At 64.2% G+C, this 22,256-nt stretch carries 25 protein-coding genes; 10 read left to right on the top strand and 15 right to left on the bottom strand.

Annotated features, from left to right (window positions below; genetic code table 11):
* Positions 1 to 2: 2 nt before the first annotated feature.
* The 4 genes from ACWTV3_RS06130 to ACWTV3_RS06115 are packed head-to-tail and all read left to right on the top strand — an operon-like array spanning position 3 to position 3,438.
* Positions 3 to 1,226: an ABC transporter ATP-binding protein gene (locus tag ACWTV3_RS06130; RefSeq protein WP_498477290.1), complete on the top strand. Its 1,224-nt coding sequence runs from the start codon at positions 3 to 5 to the stop codon at positions 1,224 to 1,226.
* Positions 1,227 to 1,235: 9 nt separating this feature from the next.
* Complete coding sequence (locus tag ACWTV3_RS06125) at positions 1,236 to 2,063, top strand: MOSC domain-containing protein (protein ID WP_498477289.1); 828 nt, start codon at positions 1,236 to 1,238, stop codon at positions 2,061 to 2,063.
* Between the two features lie 9 nt (positions 2,064 to 2,072).
* The gene (gene moaA, locus ACWTV3_RS06120; RefSeq protein WP_498477288.1) at positions 2,073 to 3,191 is read left to right on the top strand and encodes a GTP 3',8-cyclase MoaA; all 1,119 of its coding nucleotides are present in this window, start codon (positions 2,073 to 2,075) and stop codon (positions 3,189 to 3,191) included.
* 1 nt (position 3,192) lies between these two features.
* Complete coding sequence (locus tag ACWTV3_RS06115; protein WP_498477287.1) at positions 3,193 to 3,438, top strand: MoaD/ThiS family protein; 246 nt, start codon at positions 3,193 to 3,195, stop codon at positions 3,436 to 3,438.
* A gap of 81 nt (positions 3,439 to 3,519) precedes the next feature.
* On the opposite strand, the gene ACWTV3_RS06110 is transcribed toward ACWTV3_RS06115, so the two are convergent.
* Complete coding sequence (locus ACWTV3_RS06110; protein WP_498477286.1) at positions 3,520 to 3,945, bottom strand: molybdenum cofactor biosynthesis protein MoaE; 426 nt, start codon at positions 3,943 to 3,945, stop codon at positions 3,520 to 3,522.
* A 2-nt stretch (positions 3,946 to 3,947) separates the two neighbouring features.
* Positions 3,948 to 5,192 (bottom strand): ThiF family adenylyltransferase, encoded by a 1,245-nt coding sequence (locus tag ACWTV3_RS06105; protein ID WP_498477284.1) that lies wholly within the window; start codon positions 5,190 to 5,192, stop codon positions 3,948 to 3,950.
* A gap of 151 nt (positions 5,193 to 5,343) precedes the next feature.
* On the opposite strand from ACWTV3_RS06105, the gene ACWTV3_RS06100 reads away from it, so the two are divergent.
* The 6 genes from ACWTV3_RS06100 to ACWTV3_RS06075 all read left to right on the top strand — a co-directional run bounded on the left by ACWTV3_RS06100 (position 5,344) and on the right by ACWTV3_RS06075 (position 9,696).
* Positions 5,344 to 5,715, top strand: a complete 372-nt coding sequence (locus ACWTV3_RS06100) for a PH domain-containing protein (protein ID WP_129072256.1) — start codon at positions 5,344 to 5,346, stop codon at positions 5,713 to 5,715.
* A 32-nt stretch (positions 5,716 to 5,747) separates the two neighbouring features.
* On the top strand, positions 5,748 to 6,374 hold the full coding sequence (locus tag ACWTV3_RS06095) for a GyrI-like domain-containing protein (protein WP_498477283.1): 627 nt from the start codon (positions 5,748 to 5,750) through the stop codon (positions 6,372 to 6,374).
* A 31-nt stretch (positions 6,375 to 6,405) separates the two neighbouring features.
* Positions 6,406 to 7,401: a YihY/virulence factor BrkB family protein gene (locus tag ACWTV3_RS06090; protein ID WP_498477282.1), complete on the top strand. Its 996-nt coding sequence runs from the start codon at positions 6,406 to 6,408 to the stop codon at positions 7,399 to 7,401.
* Positions 7,402 to 7,505: 104 nt separating this feature from the next.
* Entirely contained in the window at positions 7,506 to 8,210 is a 705-nt protein-coding gene (locus ACWTV3_RS06085; RefSeq protein WP_498477281.1) for an SDR family NAD(P)-dependent oxidoreductase, read from the top strand.
* A gap of 51 nt (positions 8,211 to 8,261) precedes the next feature.
* Positions 8,262 to 9,131, top strand: coding sequence for an amidohydrolase family protein (locus ACWTV3_RS06080; protein ID WP_498477280.1), 870 nt, complete (start codon positions 8,262 to 8,264; stop codon positions 9,129 to 9,131).
* 4 nt (positions 9,132 to 9,135) lie between these two features.
* Complete coding sequence (locus ACWTV3_RS06075) at positions 9,136 to 9,696, top strand: VOC family protein (RefSeq protein WP_498477279.1); 561 nt, start codon at positions 9,136 to 9,138, stop codon at positions 9,694 to 9,696.
* On the opposite strand, the gene ACWTV3_RS06070 is transcribed toward ACWTV3_RS06075, so the two are convergent.
* From ACWTV3_RS06070 to ACWTV3_RS06010, 13 genes are all read right to left on the bottom strand, one after another.
* Positions 9,659 to 11,956, bottom strand: a complete 2,298-nt coding sequence (locus ACWTV3_RS06070) for a heavy metal translocating P-type ATPase (protein WP_498477278.1) — start codon at positions 11,954 to 11,956, stop codon at positions 9,659 to 9,661. The two genes, ACWTV3_RS06075 and ACWTV3_RS06070, sit on opposite strands and share 38 nt — an antisense overlap.
* Positions 11,956 to 12,180 (bottom strand): heavy-metal-associated domain-containing protein, encoded by a 225-nt coding sequence (locus ACWTV3_RS06065; protein ID WP_498477277.1) that lies wholly within the window; start codon positions 12,178 to 12,180, stop codon positions 11,956 to 11,958. Before ACWTV3_RS06065 ends, ACWTV3_RS06070 begins: the two co-directional genes overlap by 1 nt.
* 61 nt (positions 12,181 to 12,241) lie before the next feature.
* On the bottom strand, positions 12,242 to 12,523 hold the full coding sequence (locus ACWTV3_RS06060; RefSeq protein ID WP_498477276.1) for a metal-sensitive transcriptional regulator: 282 nt from the start codon (positions 12,521 to 12,523) through the stop codon (positions 12,242 to 12,244).
* Positions 12,524 to 12,653: 130 nt separating this feature from the next.
* Complete coding sequence (locus ACWTV3_RS06055) at positions 12,654 to 13,478, bottom strand: M56 family metallopeptidase (protein ID WP_498477275.1); 825 nt, start codon at positions 13,476 to 13,478, stop codon at positions 12,654 to 12,656.
* On the bottom strand, positions 13,478 to 13,852 hold the full coding sequence (locus tag ACWTV3_RS06050; RefSeq protein ID WP_498477274.1) for a BlaI/MecI/CopY family transcriptional regulator: 375 nt from the start codon (positions 13,850 to 13,852) through the stop codon (positions 13,478 to 13,480). Before ACWTV3_RS06050 ends, ACWTV3_RS06055 begins: the two co-directional genes overlap by 1 nt.
* A 13-nt stretch (positions 13,853 to 13,865) precedes the next feature.
* The gene (locus ACWTV3_RS06045) at positions 13,866 to 14,696 is read right to left on the bottom strand and encodes a DJ-1/PfpI family protein (RefSeq protein WP_498477273.1); all 831 of its coding nucleotides are present in this window, start codon (positions 14,694 to 14,696) and stop codon (positions 13,866 to 13,868) included.
* Positions 14,686 to 15,507 carry an ABC transporter ATP-binding protein gene (locus tag ACWTV3_RS06040; protein WP_498477272.1) on the bottom strand — a complete coding sequence of 274 codons (822 nt, stop codon included), beginning with the start codon at positions 15,505 to 15,507 and terminating at the stop codon, positions 14,686 to 14,688. The genes ACWTV3_RS06045 and ACWTV3_RS06040 overlap by 11 nt, the downstream gene beginning before the upstream one ends.
* A complete protein-coding gene (locus tag ACWTV3_RS06035) occupies positions 15,504 to 16,577 on the bottom strand; it encodes a FecCD family ABC transporter permease (protein WP_498477271.1) in 1,074 nt (357 codons plus the stop codon). The genes ACWTV3_RS06040 and ACWTV3_RS06035 overlap by 4 nt, the downstream gene beginning before the upstream one ends.
* Positions 16,574 to 17,584, bottom strand: a complete 1,011-nt coding sequence (locus tag ACWTV3_RS06030; RefSeq protein WP_498477270.1) for an ABC transporter substrate-binding protein — start codon at positions 17,582 to 17,584, stop codon at positions 16,574 to 16,576. The genes ACWTV3_RS06035 and ACWTV3_RS06030 overlap by 4 nt, the downstream gene beginning before the upstream one ends.
* Before the next feature lie 148 nt (positions 17,585 to 17,732).
* The gene (locus ACWTV3_RS06025; protein ID WP_498477269.1) at positions 17,733 to 18,101 is read right to left on the bottom strand and encodes a hypothetical protein; all 369 of its coding nucleotides are present in this window, start codon (positions 18,099 to 18,101) and stop codon (positions 17,733 to 17,735) included.
* Positions 18,102 to 18,248: 147 nt separating this feature from the next.
* On the bottom strand, positions 18,249 to 18,815 hold the full coding sequence (locus ACWTV3_RS06020) for a hypothetical protein (protein WP_498477944.1): 567 nt from the start codon (positions 18,813 to 18,815) through the stop codon (positions 18,249 to 18,251).
* Positions 18,816 to 18,972: 157 nt separating this feature from the next.
* Positions 18,973 to 19,818, bottom strand: coding sequence for a hypothetical protein (locus ACWTV3_RS06015; protein ID WP_498477268.1), 846 nt, complete (start codon positions 19,816 to 19,818; stop codon positions 18,973 to 18,975).
* Positions 19,819 to 19,994: 176 nt separating this feature from the next.
* Positions 19,995 to 22,193 (bottom strand): RecQ family ATP-dependent DNA helicase, encoded by a 2,199-nt coding sequence (locus tag ACWTV3_RS06010; protein ID WP_498477267.1) that lies wholly within the window; start codon positions 22,191 to 22,193, stop codon positions 19,995 to 19,997.
* Positions 22,194 to 22,256 lie beyond the last annotated feature (63 nt).

The raw sequence follows: 22,256 nt of genomic DNA, 5'->3' as shown, positions 1-22,256 counted from the left end.
CCATGACATTGGATGCCACCATTCGGGTGAGCCGCGGATCGTTCACCCTTGACGCGAGCGTCTCGGTCGCGCCCGGAGAAGCTCTCGCCCTGCTGGGCCCGAATGGCTCGGGAAAGTCGACCCTGCTCGCGGTCATTGCCGGGCTGCTCGTGCCCGAGCGTGGCACGGTGTCGGTCGACGGTCGAGTACTGACCGAGGTGCCGCACGCCCATGATCGCGCCGCCGAGCGGGCTGGCCGCGGGCGTGCTGGTGGCGAGCGCACTGGGGCCGGTCGCATGACCCTGGTGCCCGCCCATCGTCGCCGCATCGGTTTGCTCGGGCAAGACCCGCTACTGTTCCCGCACCTGAGTACTCTCGAGAATGTTGCCTTCGGGCTGCGCGCACACGGTATGAGAACGGACGAAGCGCGCGAGCGAGCATCCGAATGGCTGGATGCCGTCGAGATGACAGAGTTCGCTGCCCGCACACCTGCCGAGCTCTCGGGCGGCCAGCAACAGCGTGTGGCAATCGCCCGCGTGCTGGCGACAGAGCCGGACGTGCTGCTCTTCGACGAGCCGATGGCTGCCCTCGATGTGCAGAACGCCTCGCTCGTGCGAACCCTGCTGCGTGAGTGTCTGGCGGCCCGCGTCTCCGCAGCCCACACCGGAATCGGTGGCCACCCGCCGAAGGCACCCGCCACGATCGTTGTGACCCACGATGTGGTGGATGCCCTGGTGCTGGCCGACCGCGTCGCCATCATGGATGCCGGCCGCATCATCGACAGCGGCGCCGTTGCCCGCGTGTTGGGCGAGCCCATCAACCAGTTTGCCGCCTCGCTCGTCGGCCTTAACGTGCTGCAGGGAATCGTTGAAAACCGTGAACTCGTGCGACTTGCGGATGGGCGTGGTCTCGCCGTCGACGGCGTCGTACCGGCTGTCGGTGCGGACGTGTCGATCGCGTTCCCGCCGTCTGCGGTGACGCTGCGCCGGGAGTCGCCGGGTGCCGCTCTGGCCGACGACGCTGCGACCGCCACACCTGCGACATCCGCCCCGTTCGAACAGCACGAATGGCCCGCCACCGTCGATCTGCTCGAGCCCGGACTTCAGGGCATCCGAGTGGTACTCCTTGGCGATACTGTCGTGGCCGAAGCTTCGGCTGCCGACCTGCTTGCGCACGACATTGCGCCGGGGGACCGCATCGTGGCATCCGTTGATCCCGCTCACATCACGGCCTATCCGCGCCGCTAAGATTTGCTCATGCGCGTGACGAGTCTCAGGGTGTATCCAGTGAAGTCTTTTGCCGGCGAGGACGTCGAATCTGCCGCGGTGAATCCGTGGGGCCTCGACCAGGATCGCCGCTGGGCCATCGTCGATAGCGCTGGCGACACCCTCACCGCTCGCCGCCACAATCATCTGCTCGGCCTCTCGGCGCATGCCCTGAGCGAGACGGCAGTGCAGCTCTCTGACCGCGACGGTTCCAGCGTGACCGTCGACATGGCGGATGGCGGCGACACGATTGAAGTGAGCCACGACGGACAGGGTACTGCGCTTGCCGCTCGCGGAGACGTCAACCAGTGGTTGAGCGAACGAGTCGGCCTCGACGCGCGCCTGGTCTGGCAGTCCGACCCGACCGTGCGTGCGATTGACCCCGAAGATGGCGGTCAGCCCGGAGACGTTGTCTCGCTCGCCGATGGTGGCCCGCTGCTGCTGGCGAGCGAAGCGTCACTGCGGCAGCTTGATGAGTGGACCGATGAGAACGACGAGCCGCTCGACATGATCCGGTTCCGCCCCAACGTCGTCATTGACGATCTCGAGCCCTTCGTCGAAGAGACCTGGTCGCACGTCACGATCGGTGACGTGCGATTCCGCGTCACCATGATTTGTGACCGCTGCGTGATGACCACGATCGAACCCTCCACCCTCGAGCGCGGCAAGGAACCGATTCGAACTTTGGCGCAGCACCGCCAGCGCGACCACAAAACGTGGTTCGGCATCCGCCTCACTCCACTTGATGGCGGGCGCATTCAGGTGGGCGATGCGGTCGAGGCGACGGCCTCGGAGGTTTCGCCATCAGCCGCGGGATAGTGTGACGGGGTGAGTTCTTCCGCGATGCTGCCCCCTGAGGCGAACGCGCAGGCGAACGCGCTCGCAGACTCGTCGGCTGACTCCCTCGTGGATACCCTCGGCCGGCCGCTGCACGACATCCGTTTCTCGGTCACCGACCGGTGCAATTTTCGGTGCGTGTACTGCATGCCCAAGGAAGTTTTCGGCGCCGACTACGCCTTCATGCCGCGCGACGAGCTCTTGAGTTTTGAAGAGATCACGCGGTTGGCGCGCATCGCCGCGCTGCACGGCGTGGAGAAGATCCGCCTCACCGGGGGCGAACCACTGCTGCGCAAAGGACTCCCAGAACTGGTCGGGATGCTGTCGAAGCTCACCACTCCGGCGGGCAAGCCCCTCGACCTCGCGGTCACGACCAACGGCTCCGCGCTCGGCCACCTTGCGGTCGCGCTGAAGGAAGCCGGGCTTAAGCGCGTCACGGTGTCGCTCGACTCCCTCGACGACGCGACCTTCCAAGCCATGAACGACGTGAAGTTCCCCGTCGCGAAAATTCTGGCCGGCCTCGATGCTGCCCACGCTGCCGGGCTGGGGCCCATCAAGATCAACATGGTCGTGAAGAAAGGGCACAACGACAAGGACATCGTCGCGATGGCCCGCCACTTTAAAGACACCCCGTTCATCCTGCGCTTCATCGAGTACATGGATGTCGGCACCACCAACGGCTGGCAGCTCGGCGAGGTCGTGCCGTCGGCCGAAGTCGTGGCGCGCATCAACGCCGAACTTCCGCTCGAAGAGGTAGCCCCGAACTACAGTGGCGAAACCTCGCAGCGCTGGCGCTACCGGGATGGCGGAAACGAAATCGGCGTGATCTCAAGCGTCACGCAGTCGTTCTGTCACACGTGTTCCCGCGCCCGTATTTCGGTTGACGGCAAGCTCTACACCTGCCTCTTCGCGAGTTCGGGCCACGACCTGCGCGCGCTCATGCGCGACGGTTGCACCGACGACCAGCTTTCGGATGCCATGGCGAGCCTGTGGCGAAAGCGCACCGACCGCTACTCAGAGTTGCGCTCGCTCAACACCCCGCGCCCTGCCGGAGTCGACGGCACCACGCCCGGCGCCAAGAGGATTGAGATGTCGTACATTGGCGGCTGACATGACCACACACATTCGCTATTTCGCTGCGGCGGCCGAGGCCGCCGGGCGCGACGAAGAGCACCTCGAGATCGAGGCCGGAGCCACCCTGAGCACGCTCAAGGCCGTGCTCATCGAACGCTATGGCGCCCTCATGCAGCGCGTCGTGGAGTCGGGGTCGTTCCTGATCGACGGCGTTGTTCGCCGCGATCCCGCGCACGCGGTGGGTGCTCGCGTCGACGTGCTGCCGCCGTTCGCCGGCGGCTAAGGCCAGACTCGACCCGCCCGCAGTGCCGCCTCGGCAAGGCGACTCAGCGAGGCTCGACCCGAGGCCGCGCGGTGCGATTCGTTACAGCCCGACCCATTCGGTGGCGCCGCCCGCGAGCTGCTGGCGTTTCCAGATCGGCACTGTCTGCTTGATGCGCTCGACGAGCAGTTCGCACGCCTCGAAGGCTTCGCGACGATGGGCAGCGGAGACGGCTGCCGAGAGGGCGATGTCCCCAATCTGGAGCAGGCCAACGCGGTGCGCTGCGGCAATCGCGAGACCCGTTTCGGCCGCCACCTCGGCGCAGCACTGAGCAAGCAGCGCTTCGGCTTCGGGATGCGCCTGGTACTCGAGCGACCACACTTCATTGCCGCCGTCGTGATTGCGAACCACGCCCGAGAACACGACGACCGCGCCCGACGCGGGGGACTCCACCGCGCGACGGATCGCGGCTTCATCAATGGCAGCATCCGAAATGATGGCGAAGCTGGCCGGGGTCTGATCGTTCACTTTTAGTACCTCGCGAGCGCAGGATCAATGACCTGCGAGTAGTCGTCGATGCCGCCAACCAAGTGGCGGATGTTGGTGAAGCCGGCGCTCTGCAACAGGCGCAGGGCGCGTTCGCTGCGGATTCCGTGATGACAATATACGACGACCGGAATATCCGCGCGGATGTCGGCAAGCCGGTCTCCGAGACCACCCAGCGGAATCAGCTCGGCCGTCTCGATCGCGGCGATCGCGAACTCGAAGGGCTCCCGAATATCGACCAGCTGCAGCGCAGCCTCCGTGGAGAGCAGGGCCGCAAGTTCGCGCGAATCAATCTCGTCGCTCACGCTGGCCGCAGTGTCGCTTTCGCTCGTCGCGCTGAGTTCGGGGGTGCCGCCGCTGGCGCTTGTGTCGTTGGCGCCGGTCGCGCGGCTCGAAACAGGCGTCAGGCCGCAGAACGCGTCGTAGTCAATGAGCTCGGTTACGGCATCCACTTCGTCGCTCGTGGCGTATTCGAGTTCGCGAAAGCGCCCGCTGAGTGCGTCGTAGGTGGTGACTCGGCCGAGGAGTGGTTCGCCGATTCCGGTGAGGAGCTTGACGGTTTCGGAGCACATGATGCCGCCGACGATCGCGCACACGGTCGGCAGCACTCCGCCTTCGGCGCACGACGGCACGGTGCCGGGCGCGGGAGGAACGGGAAAGAGGTCGCGGTAGGTGGGGCCGTGGCCCGCCCACGCCACACCGGCTTGGCCGCCGTAGCGGAGGATCGCGCCCCACACGAGCGGAATGCCCGACAGCACGGCGGCGTCATTGACGAGGTAGCGCGTGACGAAGTTGTCGCTGCCATCGAGCACGAGGTCGTAGGTGGCGAAAAGTTCGAGGGCGTTGCTGGAATCGAGCCACACGTCATGGGCGACAAACTCGATCTCGGGATCGATCTGCGCGACCGTGTCCGCCATGGAATCGAGCTTGCTGCGCCCGATGTCGGCGAGCCCGTGGGCGAGCTGGCGGTGCAGATTGGAGCGTTCAACCGCATCCGTATCGATCACGCCGATAGTGCCAACACCCATCGCGGCGAGGGCGGGAATGGTGGCGCTGCCCAGGCCGCCCGCGCCCACGACCAGCACTCGTGCGTGAGCGAGGCGACGTTGCGCGATCTCACCAAAGTCAGGATTGGCTAGCTGGCGGGAGTAACGAATCAGACGTTCGGAGGTGAGCGGTGCGCCCGGCTCGACGAGCGGCTGGCGGTCAGACTGAGCAGGCAATGTCACGGGGCGATCCTTACCGCGCCGAAAGTGGCACGGCTACGATTCTATCGTTTCGGATGCTGCGAGACCGGGCTTCATCGCAGCGTCGTTGCCTACCGATAGGGTGTGTGCGGGCCGGAGATCTCGGCTCACCACCCGATCTAAGGAGTACTCCATGGAAGCCGCCGTAATCGCCGCCTGGACATTCGTTTCTGAAGCCCCGATTCCCGAAGACGTCATGCCAATGCTCCTGCCGGGCGAACAGCCCATCGCCGCGTACAAGACGTTCCGCGACAGCGCCGTGTTCACCAACAAGCGCCTCATCGTGCGTGACGCTCAGGGCATCACGGGCAAGAAAGTAGAGCTCTACTCGCTGCCCTACTCGAACGTGCTCATGTGGTCTTCCGAGAACGCGGGAACGCTCGACTTCAATGCCGAGCTCGAACTGTGGACCCGCGCCGGCCACATCAAGATCAAGGTCGGCAAGGCCATCGACGTGCGCAAGCTCGACATGCTCATCGCCAACGTCGTGATCGGCGCGAGCTAACAACACGAACCAATGCACAGCGGGGTGGGGCAATGAAAACAGACTTCAAGAAGACGCTCGACGCGTATAAAGCGCGCCACAACGAGTTCAGAATTCTGGATGTCCCACCCCAGCAGTACCTCATGGTCGACGGCCAAGGGGCGCCCGGCGAAGGCAGCGACTACACGACCGCGATTGCCGCTCTGTATCCCGTGGCCTACACGCTGAAATTCGCGAGCAAAGCGCTCGACCGTGACTATGTCGTGCCGCCGCTTGAAGCACTCTGGTGGGCCGACGATATGGCGGCGTTCACGACCGCCCGCGATAAGTCGCAGTGGCATTGGACCGCGATGATCCTTGCGCCCGAGTGGATTACCTCCCAGATGTTTCAGGATGCCGTGGCCGTGGTCACGGCCAAAACTCCGAACCGCGACACCCTGCCCGCCAGCCTCGGCAAGGTGCGGCTCGAGACCCTTCACGAGGGGCTGTGCGTGCAAACACTCCACCTCGGGCCCTATGACGACGAGGCCGAGATTCTGGCGCGGATGCACACCGAGTTCATTCCCGAGCAGGGGCTGCGGATGACCGGTAAGCACCACGAGATCTACTTCAACGACTTTCGTAAGGTCGAGGCATCCAAGCTTCGCACCCTGCTGCGGCAGCCTGTTGAGAGAGCCTAGCGAGCACCCCGCTGTCGCTTAGGCTTGCGGGATGCACAATGACGAGGTCACGAGCAATCTGGTTGCTCCCCGACGCGAATGGCGCTACGCCTTTCGCCGCGCATATCACGGCTTCATGCTGCACCGCGGAATCGACTCCGCCGCCACTCTCGCCTTCTTCTCGGCGCTCGCCACTCTGCCCGCCGCGCTGAGCGTCGTCTCCGTGTTGGCGATCGCCGAAGGCAAAGACCAGGCCGCCGACACTGTGATTGATCTCGCGACCGAAGTGCTCAAGCCGAGCACCGTCGAAGTCCTGAAAGAACCACTCACGCAGCTGTTTTCCATCGGCAGCCCCGGAGTCGCGCTCGCCGTCGGGCTCCTGCTGAGTGTGTGGTCGCTGTCGAGCTACGCCACCGCTTTCGGTCGTGCCGCGAACAGCGTCTACGAGATTCAAGAGGGTCGCCGTTTTCTGAAGTTCCGCGGGCTCATGCTTGTGCTCTCCACGTTCTTGCTCGCCGCGTTCGCCGCCGTAGTCGTGCTGCTGCTCACTACCCGCAACGTTGCAACAGCGGTTGCCGACGCCCTCGGTGTTGGCGAACCCTGGATCACCGTCTGGTCGGTGGGCCGCTGGCCAGTTCTCGCCGTCATCCTCACCATGATCATTGCGGTGCTCTACTACTACACCCCTAATGTTCGTCACGAACGGATGCGGTGGGTTAGCACCGGCGCGATCTTCGCGATCGTCACGTGGGGCCTTGCGACCGCGGGCTTCGGTTTTTACGCCTCCAACTTCGCCAGCTACGACCGTGTGTACGGCTGGCTCGGGGGAGCGCTCGCGCTGCTCATCTGGCTCTACATCAGCAACCTCGCGTTCGTTGCTGGCCTCGAAGTGGATGCCGAATTCACGCGCCTACGTCAGCTGTTGGCCGGCGTCCCCGCCGAAAACACCGTGCAGCTGCCTCTGCGCTCGACCTTCCGCAATCTCGTTCTCGCCCGCCGTCAGGCGGAGGACGAGGCGCGGGGGATAGCGATTCGCGACCGCAAGTAGCGTTCGCGTTGCTCCCAGAGGTCCACTCTTCTTGCAGCAGTCGAGCTTGTGCGGATAGGCTCGACTCCACGGTCTGGAATCGTTACCAAGTCCGGGGGAGTGTCATGTCAAGCAAAGTTGCTGTCGTCACAGGTGGAGCACGCGGTCTCGGCGCTGCCATCAGCCGTGCCTTGGTCGAGGACGGCTACCGCGTCGCGGCATTCGATCTCTCGGGATCGGGAGACACTCACGATGGCATTCTCAGCATCCAGTGTGATGTCTCGGACGAGGCCGCAGTGGATTCGGCCATTGCGACGGTCGAACAGCAACTGGGAACGCCCTCAGTGCTCGTCAACAACGCGGGCATCTTGGCCCCCGGTCGCATCGATGACACCACTCTTGAGGTGTGGAATCGCACCCTCGCCGTCAACCTCACCAGCGCGTTCTTGCTGAGCAAACGCGTCTTGCCCGGAATGCGCGCCGCCGAGTACGGCCGCATCATCAACGTTGGATCATCTGCGGGCAAGAACGGCGGCTTCAGCACGGGAGGCGCCTACGCTGCCTCAAAAGCCGCCATGATGTGCCTGGCCAAATCGATCGCGAACGCGGAGCGCGCAAATGGCATCACTTCCAATGCGGTGGCCCCGAGCATGATCGAAACCGACATGATGGGTGCCCTTCCTTCCAAGGCCATGATCGACCGTGTACCCGTTGGCCGCATGGGAACGCCGGATGAAGTTGCTCACGTCGTGCGTTTTCTTGCCTCCGAAGGTGCGGCGTTCGTCAACGGTGAAGTTATCGACGTTGACGGTGGCCTCTTCATCGACTGACCCGACCCCGCCCCCTCGAGCGCAGCGTTGCGCTAGATCAAGGACTCTCTCGTGAACGATATCCCCTTCATCGACACCCACGTGCACTTCTACGACCTAGGGCATCCCGAGTTGCAGTATTCGTGGCTTGCCCCCGAGCTCGACCACCCGGTGATCGGCACGATCGACGCAGTGAAGTCGCGCCAGTATCGCCCCGAGGATTTTGTGGCGGAGTCACGTTTTAACCACGTGAGCAAGGTGATCCATGTGCAGGCTGCGCTGGGTAGTCCCGACCCTGTCGTCGAAACTCGGTGGCTAAGCGAGGGTTTTGAACGCACCGGCATTCCGCACGGCATCATCGCCCATTCAGACCTGATGGCAGACGATCTGGATGCCGAACTTGACCGCCACTCTGAGTTCTCGGGTTTTCGGGGCATCCGCGACTTTTCACACGGCGACTATCTCGTCGACGAGCGTTATCGGCGGGGCATCCGAACGTTGGGTAGTCGAGGGCTTGTTGCCTCGATCGACTGCGTGCCGGAAACCTATGCCAAAGTCGCCGAGCTCGCAGCGGCCACCCCTGACACCTCGATTTGTGTCGACCACTGCGGGTTTCCAAGGCAACGAGACGCAGAGTACTTCGCGTTCTGGAAACGGGGTATGGCCCACATCGCTGAGCAGCCCAATACCTTCTTGAAGGTGTCGGGGCTGGGGATGGTTGATCAACGCTGGACGGTTGAGTCCTTGCACCCCTGGGTCGAGACGTCGATCGAGTTGTTCGGCACCGAGCGCATCGTTTTTGGTTCCAACTGGCCTCTCGACCGTCTCTTTAGTTCCTACACGGATCTCATTCAGGCCTATCGCACGCTGATTTCGGGATACGCCCCCCACGAGCAAGTCGCGATGTTTTCAGCCAACGCTGAACGCGTGTTCGAGGTGTGATCCGGTGGCGGAGCTCGGGGCCCTGCACCACATCGGCGTGACGGTGGCAGATCTTGATCGCGCTGTCGCGTTCTGGGGCGGGCTCCTCGACAGTGAACCTCTGTGGCGACGGATGCTCGATGCCCCCTATTTGAGCGAAGTGACGGGATATGCGGATTGCCGTATCGAGGTCGCGATGTTCCTGCTTGCGGAGGAGACCCGGTTAGAACTCTTGCACTACGTCGAACAGGGGCAGCCGCACTCGCCCGAGACGGCGCGGCCCGGCAACGTTCACATTGCTTTCCGGGTCAGCGACATCGGGGCGGTGTGGCAGCGCGCGTTGGGCCTCGGCGCGACGGCGACGTCACGCGCGCCCATTCGGGTCACCTCCGGCGCGAACGAGGGGGCGCTTGCCGGCTATCTTCGCGACCCCGATGGGGTGACGATCGAGCTAATCGAGCCAGCCGCTGGAGCGCAGGCGGCTGAAACTCAGGCGACTGAAACTCAGGCGACTGAAACTCAGGCGGCTGTCGCTAGCGCGGCGGGCGCTAAGGCGACTCGCGCTTCGCGCGCACGCTCGACTTGAATCCACGCAACCGCAGGCTGTTCGTCACAACGAACACCGACGAGAACGCCATCGCCGCCCCCGCGATGAGCGGGTTAAGTAGACCAAGCATCGCGATGGGCAGGGCCGCCACGTTGTAGGCGAAGGCCCAGAACAGGTTGCCGCGGATGATCCCGAGCGTGCGCCGGGCGAGCCGCACCGCATCGGCGACGACCATGAGGTCCCCGCTCACGACGGTGATGTCACTGGCAGCGATCGCGGCATCCGTTCCGCCACCCATAGCAATGCCGAGGTCGGCGGCGGCGAGGGCGGCAGAGTCGTTTACTCCATCGCCGACCATCGCGACGACGCGGCCTTCGGCCTGCAGCTGGCGGATGACGTCGAGCTTTCCCTGCGGAGTAATCCCGGCGTGTACATCGGTGATTCCGACCACGCCAGCGACGGATGCCGCAGCGCCGGCGTTGTCACCGGTGAGGAGCACAGGGCGCAAGCCGAGCCGCGTGAACTCGGCGATGGCGTCCGCACTGCTTGTCTTCACGGTGTCGCCGACAACCAGCACGCCTCGCGCCTGACCGGCCCACGCGATGACCATGGCGGTCGACCCGGCAGCTTCGGCTTTCTCGACCAAGGTGAGGGCGGCATCCGACACCGTCTGCTGGTGGTCGGTGGTAAGCCACGACGGCTTGCCGACGAACACGACGGTGCCATCGATGGTGGCCTGAACGCCGGTGCCCGCATGGGCGGCGAAGTCGGTGACGGCCGGAAGGTCGCTGCCGCGGTCGTCAGCTGCGGCAACGACGGCACGGCCAACCGGATGCTCGGAGCCAGCCTCGACGGCGGCGGCGCGAGCCAGCACGAGCTCCTCGTTTTCGCCGTCAAGCACCTCGATCGAGCTGAGGCGCATTTCGCCGGTCGTGACGGTGCCGGTCTTGTCGAGCACGATGGTGTCAACGGTGCGGGTCTGTTCAAGAACCTGCGGTCCGCTGATGAGGATGCCGAGCTGCGATCCGCGACCGGTGCCCACCAGCAGAGCGGTGGGCGTTGCGAGGCCGAGGGCACAGGGGCACGCGATGACGAGCGTGGTGACAGCGGCCGTGAAGGCGAGTTCGATGGGCCCGCCAGCGATCATCCAACCGACGAAGGCAACCACGGCAAGCACGAGCACAACCGGAACGAAGATCGCCGAAACGCGATCCGCGAGACGTTGGATGTCGGCTTTGCCGGTCTGAGCGTCTTCGACCATGCGACCGAGGCGGGCCAGTTCGGTGTCGCGGCCAACGCGGGTGATTTCGATGACGAGTCGTCCACCGACGTTGAGCGTGGCGCCCGTGACGCGATCGTCGGGGCCGACTTCGACGGGCACGGATTCGCCGGTGAGCATGCTGGCATCGACAGCAGAGTTGCCTTCGATGACGAGTCCGTCGCTGGCGATCTTCTCGCCGGGGCGCACGACAACGTGGTCGCCGACGACGAGCGAGGAGACGGCAACGCGCTGTTCCGCGCCGCCGCGGAGGACAGCCGCATCCTTCGCGCCAAGTTCGAGCAGAGCGCGAAGAGCGGCACCGGACTCGCGGCTAGCGCGGGCCTCGATGTATTTGCCGAGCAGGATGAAGACGGTGACGGCTGCGGCAACTTCAAGATAGATCTCGCTCGAGCCACCGTGGGGTGTTCCGAAGAACGTCATCGTCATGTGCATGCCGGCCTCGCCAGCACCACCGAAGAAGAGGGCGTAGAGCGACCAGCCGAACGCAGCAATGATGCCGAGACTGATGAGGGTATCCATGGTGGCGGCACCGTGGCGGAGGTTGACGGCCGCAGCGCGGTGGAACGGCCACGCACCCCAGACGACAACCGGGGCAGTGAGGGTCAGAGCCATCCACTGCCAGTAGGTGAACTGCAGTGCCGGGATCATCGACATCAGCACGACCGGCACGGCCAGTGCGGTCGAGACGAGCAGACGGTGCAGCAACTGCGAAGCCCAGTCGTCATCGCTGCTCTTAGGGCTCGCGTTGTCGTTCTCGTCGCGTTCCTGAATGGGCGCCGGGATGACGGCGCTATACCCGGCAGCCTTCACGGTTTCTAGAAGCTGCTCCGGATCGGTGCCCTCGGGCGCGCGAACCCGAGCCTTCTCGGTGGCGTAGTTCACGCTCGCCTCGACGCCGGGCAGCTTGTTGAGCTTGCGCTCGATGCGGCCCGCGCAGGAGGCGCAGGTCATTCCGGTGATGTCGAGTTCGACATCCAGAAGGTTGACGTCGCCGGCGGCGAGGGGTTCGGAGGCCATCAGAGGCTCGTGACGAGCGTGTAGCCGGCCTCCTCGATTGCGGCGCTGACGGTGGCGTCGTCGAGGGGTGATTCCGACGTGACAGAAACGGTGGAGGGCAGGCCCGAGGCGAGGTCGACGGTGACGGCGGTCACGCCATCCACTTCGTTGAGTTCTTCGGTGACACTGCTCACGCAGTGGCTGCAGGTCATTCCTTCGACCAGGTAATCGGCGGTGTGGGTCATGATTCTCCTTCGATTGCCGCCGGCGCTCAGCGCGGGCGGAAGTTGCAGCGGAAAGCGAGTATTAGGAACGAACGAGGCGCGCGATCGCGGCATTCGCTTCGCGCAGTTTTTCGTCGGCAACGGGGCCACCCTCGCGGGCGGCTTCGGCAACGCAGTGGCTGAGGTGATCGTCGAGCAGGGCGAGCGCGACAGACTCGAGAGCCTTCGTCGCAGCCGACACTTGCGTGAGAACGTCGATGCAGTACGTGTCTTCTTCGATCATCCGGTGGATGCCGCGAACCTGACCTTCCGCGCGACGCAGACGTTTGAGCAGCTGCTCTTTGTTGTCGTCGTAGCCGGGCATGAAGACCTCCGCGTGTGCGCTTGGATTGATACCCCTTGGGGGTATCTCCATTAGACGCCTGTGCGGGCGGAAAGTCAACCGTGCTCCGGAGGATCTCTGCTCAGCCTCCGGCAGCGTCAGGTTTCGGACTTCACTCGGCGCGGGAGGGTGAGAAGGGCCGCCATGCCTCTAACGGAGGCGTCGGACGGCGGCGCCACGTGCGCTCGGCTAGCCGCTCGGCACGCAGTTCCATGCTCGCGTTGTCGGTGTGCTCGGCAACGTGAACGAGGGCGTTCGCGAGGTGGATCGCTCCGGCTCGACGTGCCGCGTCGTCGTCAGCGATGAGCTCGACGAGAAGTGCAGTTGCCCGCAGCAACTGGGTGCCGGCCCGCGAAGACGGCAGACAGGCACGATTGAGTTCTGCGAGACGCAACGCGAGGTAATGGCGACCGCGCAGGTGTGCTTGTTCGTGCGCAATAACGGCTCTCAACTGTGGAGGGGTGAGAAGAGACCTCATCCCGCTAGAAATGACGACAGCCTGTTCCCGCCCCGGGATGGCGCACGCGAAAGCCTCGTGGGTGTTGCAGGTGCGAAGGGCTGTGCGTCGATCGAGGTGTTCGCTGGTGTGAGGAAGCGCGAGTACCTCATAGAAGGAGTGTTTCCCTGCGCTGCCGACCTTATCCGCGCCCACGCCAAGCACGAGCAGTAGGGCTCCGAGCGCGGTGAGTGCGCCCCATCCTGCGAGCGTTTGGATAACGCCGATCACGACGTCCGAGGTGTGGGTAGTGGTGAGAGCCAATGACACCGCGATAACAATTGACGTAAGCAGGGCGAGCAGTCCGATCGCTAGCGCGCAGTGCCAGAGCGCTAGCGCCAATCGAGGGAGTCGAATCTGCCAGCGACCGATGGTGAGCACGCGTGGTCCCAGCCACCATGCGCCTACCGCGATCACAAGGCAGAGCCCAACGATGATCATTAGAGGGGGCGCTTTTTTGAGAGTGCCGCGCGCAGCATTGCTACATCGTCGGCATCAAGATCTCCGGCAAAGTGCAGCAAAGCTGCACGGCGGTCATCCGTTTTTTCAAGCGCCCGGCGCATCGAGTCGCTTGCATTTTCAGCCGCCGAGAGCCGTGCACTGAAGCGCACTTTTCGTGGGGACATGGCATGGCGCGTCACTTCGCCCTTGTCGATCAAACGGTCGAGTGTGGTGAGGATCGTTGTGTAAGCAGGAGTGGGTTCGGGAATGGATGCTTGGATGTCCGCGGTGCCGACAGGCACAGAATGGGCGCGCAGAATCGCAAGAACTTCACTCTCCAGCTCGCCGCGTGCACGGTTTCTCGTTCCCGTCATCAACTAGCTCCGCTCATCGGGTGGCTTTCAGGTCACGTTCGAGGGTGGCATAAAAGTCACGCGCGAGGGCGGTTAGTTCGGAACCAGCGGTTGTGGGTGTTCCGGTGCCGAACGGTGGCTGGGGTGCGTACTCGGCGCTCAGCTCAAGGAATCGTGCATAATCGTCGCCCCGCAGCCGGGCCACGATGCGCAGGGCAAGATCCATTCCCGAGGTGACGCCCGCGGCAGTCATGAGAGTGCCATCGACAACAACGCGGTCGTCGATGGGCTCGGCACCGTAGCCCGCTAAGAGGTGATGCACCGACCAGTGGGTCGTCGCGCGGCGACCTTCAAGCACTCCTGCTTTACCGAGCGCTATCGCGCCGGTGCAGACACTCGCCACAATGTGTGCGCCGCCAGAAATCCGTTTGATGGCCGCCATGGCCTTCTCGTCTTCAAGCAGAACCTTGGTGTCGCCACCGGGTACCAGGAGCACGGCGGGTGATGTCGGAGCTTCATCCAGAGTGATTGTGGGAGTGAGCGCTAAGCCTCCGGCGCTGGTGACGGGCTCGTCAGCCGCACCCGTTGTCGCGAGGTGAACGGTGGCGCCGAGCATCGATGCCAGAAAGTAGTGCGGCCCCACAACATCAAGCGTGTCGAAGCCGGGATGCACGACGATAACAACGCTCTCGTGCGCAACGAAGGTAACTCCCGGGCGAGCGGCGAGGGCATCGTGTGCTGCCACCGAACGGTCCCAGGCGCGGCGAGCATCGGGGTCGGTCGGTGCGAGGAGTTCGTGACCTGCTGCCTCCCACGAATGTTCGCTGCCGGTCTGGGTGTCATCGTCGCCGCTGTTATTTGCCATCGTCGGATGTTCCATTCTGATTGTCGTACACCAGTTGCAGTCGGCCGGTGAGGGGATTTATCACTCCCATTGCGCGAACGCCGAACACGTCGCTAAGAAGTTCTGGTGTGAGAACGTCGTCGGGCGTTCCGGTTGCCACCACCGTTCCCTCCGAAAGCACGACGATTCGGTCGCAGTAGGCGGCCGCCAAGTTAAGGTCATGGAGGGTGATGAGCGTAGTCACGTCCAGTGAACGCACCAGTGCCATCAGCTCAAGTTGGTAGCGGATATCGAGGTGATTAGTTGGTTCATCGAGAACGAGGATGCGCGGCTCTTGAGCGAGGGCACGCGCAAGGTGCACGCGCTGACGTTCGCCGCCCGAGAGCGAGTTCATGTCGCGTTCGGCGAAAGTGCTGACCCCGGCCTGTGCCATTGCGGAAGCGATTGCTTCCGCGTCATCGCGCGTGTCGCCGCCCCCGAAAAGATTTCCATGGGCGATGCGGCCGGTGGAAACGCACTCCGCTACCGTGAGCTCGAGCTCGGTCGGACCATCTTGGACCATCGCAGCCGTCACCCGTGCAGCCTCGCGCGCGCTGGAGTTCCAGACATCGCGGTCTGCGGCCTGCACCGTTCCGCTTGCGGGGCGCAGCATGCGGTATGCCGTGCGCAGTATCGTCGATTTTCCGCTGCCATTTGGCCCAATAAGCCCAACGATTTCTCCCGCCGCCACGAGGGAAACGTCGTCGACAATGCGGCGGCCCGCAATGTCGACTGTCACGCCGTCGAGGCGTAACGCGGAGGGGTTCGAGGGGCTGTTGTCTGGGGTACTCATGCGGGCTCCTTGCTGGAGCGGCGCAGCATCCACAGAAAGAAGGGAGCGCCGATCACGGCCGTCAGGAGCCCCACAGGGAACTCCGAGGGGGCGATGACCAGCCGGGCGACGATATCAACAACAACGAGAAGAAGACCGCCGGCGAGGGCAGAGATGGGGAGCACCCAACGGTTATCCGATCCCACGACCATGCGAACGGCATGGGGAACGACCAAGCCTACGAAGCCAATTGCTCCGCTGACAGAGACCGCGACCCCGACCAGCAATGAGGTGATAACGAACATACCGAGCCGGAAGCGTCCCACATCGACGCCGAGGCTCGACGCTGTTTCGTCTCCGATGAGCAGAGCGTTGAGAGTGCGGGCGAGAAGCATGAGTGTGGCGGTGGTGGCGACGAGAACTATTGAGGGAAGGCCGAGATCGCTCCAGTCGGCGGCGGCGAGGCTGCCGGAGAGCCACGACAACACTTGAGCGACTCCCTCTCCTGGCCCGCTCGCGCGAAGCACTAGATAGCTCGTGATCGAACTCAGCAAGTACGACATAGCGACGCCGGCCAGCACCAGTCGCCCTGGAGTTACCCGTCCCCGCTGCTGGGCGAGCGCGAACACGATGATTGTCGTCGCGAGCGCGCCGCCGAACGCGGCGACCGGAACCGAAAGCGAGCTCAAGAACCCGGCCGACAGAGTGAGCGTCGCCACGGCTGCGACCGACGCTCCGGATGAGATTCCAAAGACAAAGGGGTCAGCAAGCGGATTGCGCACCACCGCTTGCAGCACGGCACCCGCGACAGCGAGCGACGCACCAACCACGAGCCCGAGGAGTGCACGGGGGAGGCGGAACTCCCAAATGATGCGAACGTCGACTTCCGTGGCGGTGGTGGCCACGGGCCACGGAAGCACGTGGTCAGCGATCACGGAGAGAACGCGATCGGGGGCTATCGCTACCGATCCCACCGCCACCGACAGCACGACGGCAGCGCAGCAGGCGAGGACTAATACCCCCGCCGTGATGCGCCGCCGTCGGGTTTTTGCTGCCGTCGGCGTCGAGCGTGATGTCGACGCGGTGGTCACGAAGTGGGGACCGCGAGTTTCAGTTCGGGGTGAATGGCGTTTGCGATCTGGGTGAGCCCGCGCATTACTGAGATTGACGCATCGATGTCGGCAACGGGAATCTCGACCATCTGATCGCTCTGCACTGCTGGCAGGTCAGGGAACGTGCTGACGAGATAGTCACGAAGCGTGTCAAATTCTTGACCCTCGAAAGTGCCAACCAAGATGACGTCAGCGTCGGACGCCGCAAACTCTTCCTTGCTCACGTACACCGAGTCAGCAGGGAAGACATTCTCGCCGCCCGCGGTGGCAATGGCATCGTCGTAGATGCCTCCCGCGAGGACGATCAGTGGGCCATCGCCACCGTTAAAGAATGCGACTTTAGTGGATGGAAGTTCGTCAACGGCGTCGACAACGATCTGTTTTTCGGCAGCCAATTGTGCAACGATCTCATCGGCGCGGTCTTGTACGTCAAAGATCGCGCCCAGATCGGTGATCGTCTCGGAGGGGGTTTCTAGCGTCATGTTGAGTGCGTCTTCTGCGCTGCAGAGATTGGCTCCATACACGTCGATTCCGCTTTCTTCGAGCTGCTCGACCGAGGCGTACCCCTGGGCTGTGTCGAAGGCGAAGCCCTCAAGTGCCTGCCCTAAGACAAGGTCGGGATCTTCGCTCAAGACAACTTCTCGTGACGGCCAGCTCATGGAGTCGCCAATAGAGGTCAACTCGGCGGCCTCCTCGGCGATGCTTTCGGGGTATGGCGCGTAGTTTCCTGCCACCGCAGTGAGTCGGTCTCCCAGGCCCAGCGCCAGCATCATTTCTGTGGGGGCTTGCCACAAGCTCACTACGTGCTCGGGGGCGGCATCGAAGCTCACCTCGCGTTGGCAGTTCTGTAGCGTCACCGGGTACCCCGCTGTTATCGCCACGGATTCTTCGGACGAGGGAGTGTTGGTGCTGCTGGCACACGAGGTGGCGACGAGCGCGATAGCTGCGATGCCGATCGGCACAGCGAACTTTCGGGAGGCGGGCATGCGCATGGAGGGGAGCCTTTCGAAAGGGAAGTGAAATTACTCTACATGTAGTAGAGAAATTCCTCATCTCTGTTGCGGATTACCGTCAACTGGCTCTTCCCGCTCATGGCTGTCATCACCTTCACGATGTCGTGGGTGTTCAGTCTCCTCAGACACTGACTGACGTAGTGAGTGCCGACTCAAACTCTGAGACCGAGCCGCCCACGGCATCCAACTCCGTGCTGTGCAGAACGGTGCTGATGCTGCCGTCGTCGTGATGGGCGATCACCACAGGGAGCCCCGTGCTAGCGACGTGCCTCATTTCGGCCCGCGTGATTTCGTTGCGGTGGCGCACGTCGAGGGGTACTCCGAGGCGGCGGACCATCGCATCCCACTCCGGTTTGCGGCGAACCGGCGAGTGCGTGATGTCGCAGAGCGAGCAGGCTGCGGTGCCGAGCATGTGGCCGATGACGTAGCGGGTTTCGCCCCAGACGCCGCCATCAGCGTTGTAGATGCCGGTGTAACGGATGATCGCCATGATGTCTGCCCTGCCCACTCGCACTCGCACTCGTCCGGCACGGTGCCGGAACTCCTGTGTGCAGAGTTATTCGGAGACGTCGGGTATCGCGGATGGGTGCGATCGAGCAGGCGGGCATCCTGCAGTCGGATCAGTCCCGGGCCGCGACTACTTTTCGGCGATGGTGTGGGCTCGGGTTGCCCGTGCTTTTTTCCACACGATGACCACAGAGATTACTGCCACGAGGGCGATGGTGACGACGATGAGTGTCACATTGGCGTCGATCCAGCCGCTGAAGAAGCGCGCGAAGCCTGAGCCGAGGATGCCGCCGGTACCGCCGTCGTAGAGGTAGGTCAGGAACAGGCTGTAGGGGTAGCTGATGGCGGCGGCGATGATCATGGTGACGATGCCGATACCGGTTGCGGCAGCGAATCCTCGGCCGGTGACGGGCGATCGCCCTGATCCGCGAGCGAAGAGGTCGAACGCAATGAGGATGGCGAAAGGCGAGGTAGCGGCGCCCGTGGTCGGAGAGTTGAGCCCGAAGACGGCCGCGAGGATGGCGGCGATAGGGATAGTGAGGAGGGCGACGAGGATGCCGCGGCGGTACCGGTAGGGCTCGTCAGGCTGCTGGATGATGTTGCCGCGGCCGTGCTCAGCCGCGGCGATTTGCGCTTCGACTTCGAATACGCGCCCCTGAGCGTGGGCATAGTTGCCAGGGCTGGGGTTTTGGTACATCTCTGACACTGTGATCACCTCGTGCGGTGCGGCGGGATTTTCTCGCCGGGCACCAGCTTGCTAACTCTCAGGGTAGCTAGGTATTTCTCTCCAAGGGAGCCCTGTGGCTCGTGGATGATGGCGACGCAACGGTCGCGGAGGTATTCCATGGTGATGCCTATCGTCCGGTGCGGAGACCCGACCACGCGGTGACTGCCTTGCGAGCGAGTTCGCTCAACCGCGACGCGAACCCCGTCGGGATTTCTTGTTCGCCGAGTGGTTTGCCGTTGAGGATGATGCCGGGGGATGACGCATTGATGGTCATGACGTGATTGGCGAACTTGTTGGCTGCATTCGCCGAGTTGGCGGCGGAGGACGACAGGGCTTGGCGCGACGTTTCGAAGCGGTTGGTCGCGGTGGTTACAGCAGCATTGGCTTTCGCCATGAGGTTATCGCGGTGCGCCGCAACTGCTTTGGCGGCGTACATGACCACCACGAGGACGGCTAGAACAGCGGTGACGATGAACGGAACGGCGATTTGTTCGGCCTGCGTGGGGAAAGGAAACTCAGTGCGCCCGGTGAGGACGTCCTCGATGATGCCGGTCGTGCCGCCGTTAGAGATGTAGGTGTTGAAGAGCCCGGAGAGCAGTCCGGCGACGGCTCCGAGAGCGGTGGCGATCGATCCAACAATGAGGGCGAACAGAAAATCTCGCCCGCGGGTAACGGTCTGGCGCGAGCCCACGGCAAAAAGTTGAAAGGCGGTGAGCATCCCGACCGCTCCGAAGGTGGCTCCGATTCCAAAGCCCAGCAGGCCAACAAGGATCGCAGCGGCGAGGGCGAGGGGAATCGCGAAGAGGGAGAGGAATGCTCCGAGGGCGAAGTTGTAGGGCGTGGTGTCGGCGGGAAGGGTGCCGCCGGGAACAGTGCCGCCGTTGATATTCGCGGCGGAGATCATGGTGCCGGAGTGCCGTTGGAGCGAGCTCGCGTGATTGGTGGGGCTCTGATTCGTGGAGAGACCTGACATGATCGCGACCTCCGATCGCACCGCAACGGCTACGTTGTTCGAGCCACCAGAGTAGCTTTCTTGCCGGTGAAGCGGCAGGGAGAGTGCGAAATCTTCTAGCGGCGCGGATGTACTCTGCCGCGTTTAGTGCGCAAAAATCGCGATCGATCGGTCCCCGAGGGATTCGCGGCCTGCGGTTACCCCCGCAGGGCAAGCGCGAACGGAAGCACGGCATCCGCCCCGGCAGCGCGGAGCGCTTTCGCGGCGATCGTGAGGGTCCAGCGCGAGTCGACGAGGTCATCCACGAGCAGGATGGGGCCCTGGGGCAGTTCGCCGCCAGCCCACTCGAACTGCTGCCACACACTCGCAAGTCGGTAGGCGCTGTTGCCGCCGGTCTCACCCTGCGGTCCCTCACCGGTGAGCGAGAGCGACCCGAGGTAGGGCAGCTTGCCGGCGCTGGCGAGCGCTTCGGCGACGGATGCCACGAGTTGCGGGCGGCGGCGTGACGGCATCGAGACCACGGCGATGGGTCGCTCATCCCACCCCCAGTCGGCAAGTACGCGCACGCAGGCGGCAACGAGCGCGGGGCTTGCTGGTGCGTCGGGGGTGCCGGGGGCGAAGAGGGTGCGCAGGGTGCCGCCCCAGCCGAGGTCGGTGAGGCGTGCGAGGGCGCGGCCTTCGAGGGAGCGTTGGTCGGGGTTGATGCGTCCGCGCACCGGGACGCCCACTTTGTCTGCTCCGGTGGGCCATTGGGCGCGGGGTTCGATGGGTACGCCGACTTTGTCGAGGGTGGCGGTGGCGCGGCTGGTGGCATCCGTGGTGATGTCGGTGGGGTACCAGATGCCGGCGCAGTTGTCGCAGCGGCCGCAGGGGGTGGCGGTGTTGTCGTCGAGGGCGCGTTGCAGAAATTCCATGCGGCAGCCTTCGGTGCCAGCGGGGAGTTGTTCGTAGTCGAGCATGTTCTGTTGTTCGGCACGGCGGGCGGCGGTGACTCCGGCGTAGCGTTCGGCGTCGTAGCTCCAGGGCTGGCCGGTGGCGGTCCAGCCGCCTTGCACGCGGGCGACGGCACCGTCGACATCCAACACTTTGAGCAGCAGTTCGAGGGGGCTGCGGCGCAGGTTCACGCGCGCTTCGAGCGCGGGCGTGGAGACGGGCCCGGCGCCGGAGTCGGCGGCGGCAGTGAGCTCAGAAATCACGAGTTCGGCGTTGGCTTGGTCGGGCATGGATGAGGTGGCGAAGTATTCCCAGATGTCGCGGTCTTCGGCCCCGGGCATCAGCAGCACGTCGGCGTTGTCGGTGGCACGCCCGGCACGCCCGACCTGCTGGTAGTAGGCGACGGGGGAGGAGGGAGCGCCGAGGTGGATGACGAAGCCGAGGTCGGGCTTGTCGAACCCCATGCCGAGCGCGCTGGTCGCAACGAGTGCTTTGACGGTGTTGTTCTTGAGTGCCTGTTCGGACTCTTCGCGTTCTTGCGGGTCGGTTTTGCCGGTGTAGGCGCGCACGTCCATGCCGCTGTCGCGCAGCAGTCGCGCGGTGTCTTCGGCGGCCGACACGGTGAGCGTGTAGATGATGCCGCTGCCGGGCAGCTCGGCGAGGTGGCTCAGCAGCCAGCCGAGGCGGGCGCGGGCATCCGGCAATTTCAGTACGCCCAGGCGCAGGGATGCTCGCGCGAGGGGTCCGCGGATGGTGACGACTTCGGTGCCTGCCGCAGCTGTGTTTTCGGCGGCGCTCGTGGTGCCTGCGGGGTTTTCGACGCCAGCGGTGCCGTCGGTACCGCCGCTTGCCCCACCTTCGAGCTGGGCGGCGATGTCGGCGACGACGCGAGAGTTGGCGGTGGCGGTCGTGGCGAGCACGGGTACGCCGGCGGGCATGGTGGCGATGAGTTCGCGCAGGCGGCGGTAGTCGGGGCGAAAGTCGTGGCCCCAGTCGCTGATGCAGTGCGCTTCGTCGACGACGAGCATCCCGATGCGGTTGATCAGGGCGGGCAGTTGGTTGTCGCGAAAGCTGGGGTTGTTGAGGCGTTCGGGCGAGACGAGCAGCACGTCGACTTCATCGTTGGCGAGCTGCTGCTGAACCTCAGCCCACTCGTGCGGGTTGGTGGAGTTGATGGCGACGGCTCGAACTCCGGCGCGGGATGCCGCGGCAATCTGGTCTCGCATCAGCGCCAGCAGCGGCGACACGAGCACGGTAGGGCCCGCACCTCGCCGGCGCATGAGCAGCGTGGAGACGAAGTAGACGGCGGACTTTCCCCAGCCGGTGCGCTGCACCACGAGCGCACGGCGGCGCCCATCGACGAGCGTCTCGATCGCCTCAAACTGCCCCTCATGAAAATCGGCAGTCTCATTGCCGACAAGCGTGCGAAGAACGGTCAGGGCCTCAGTGCGGGTATCTGTCACGTGGCTAGTGTGTCAGGGGGTGCTGACTTTTCGGTCCGGGCAGTGAGCAGGCGGGCGCCGAGC

This window comes from Salinibacterium sp. AL4.1, assembly GCF_059767305.1.
The sequence above is the reverse complement of the archived record's forward strand: the minus strand, read 5'-3'. Positions and strand labels throughout refer to the sequence as shown.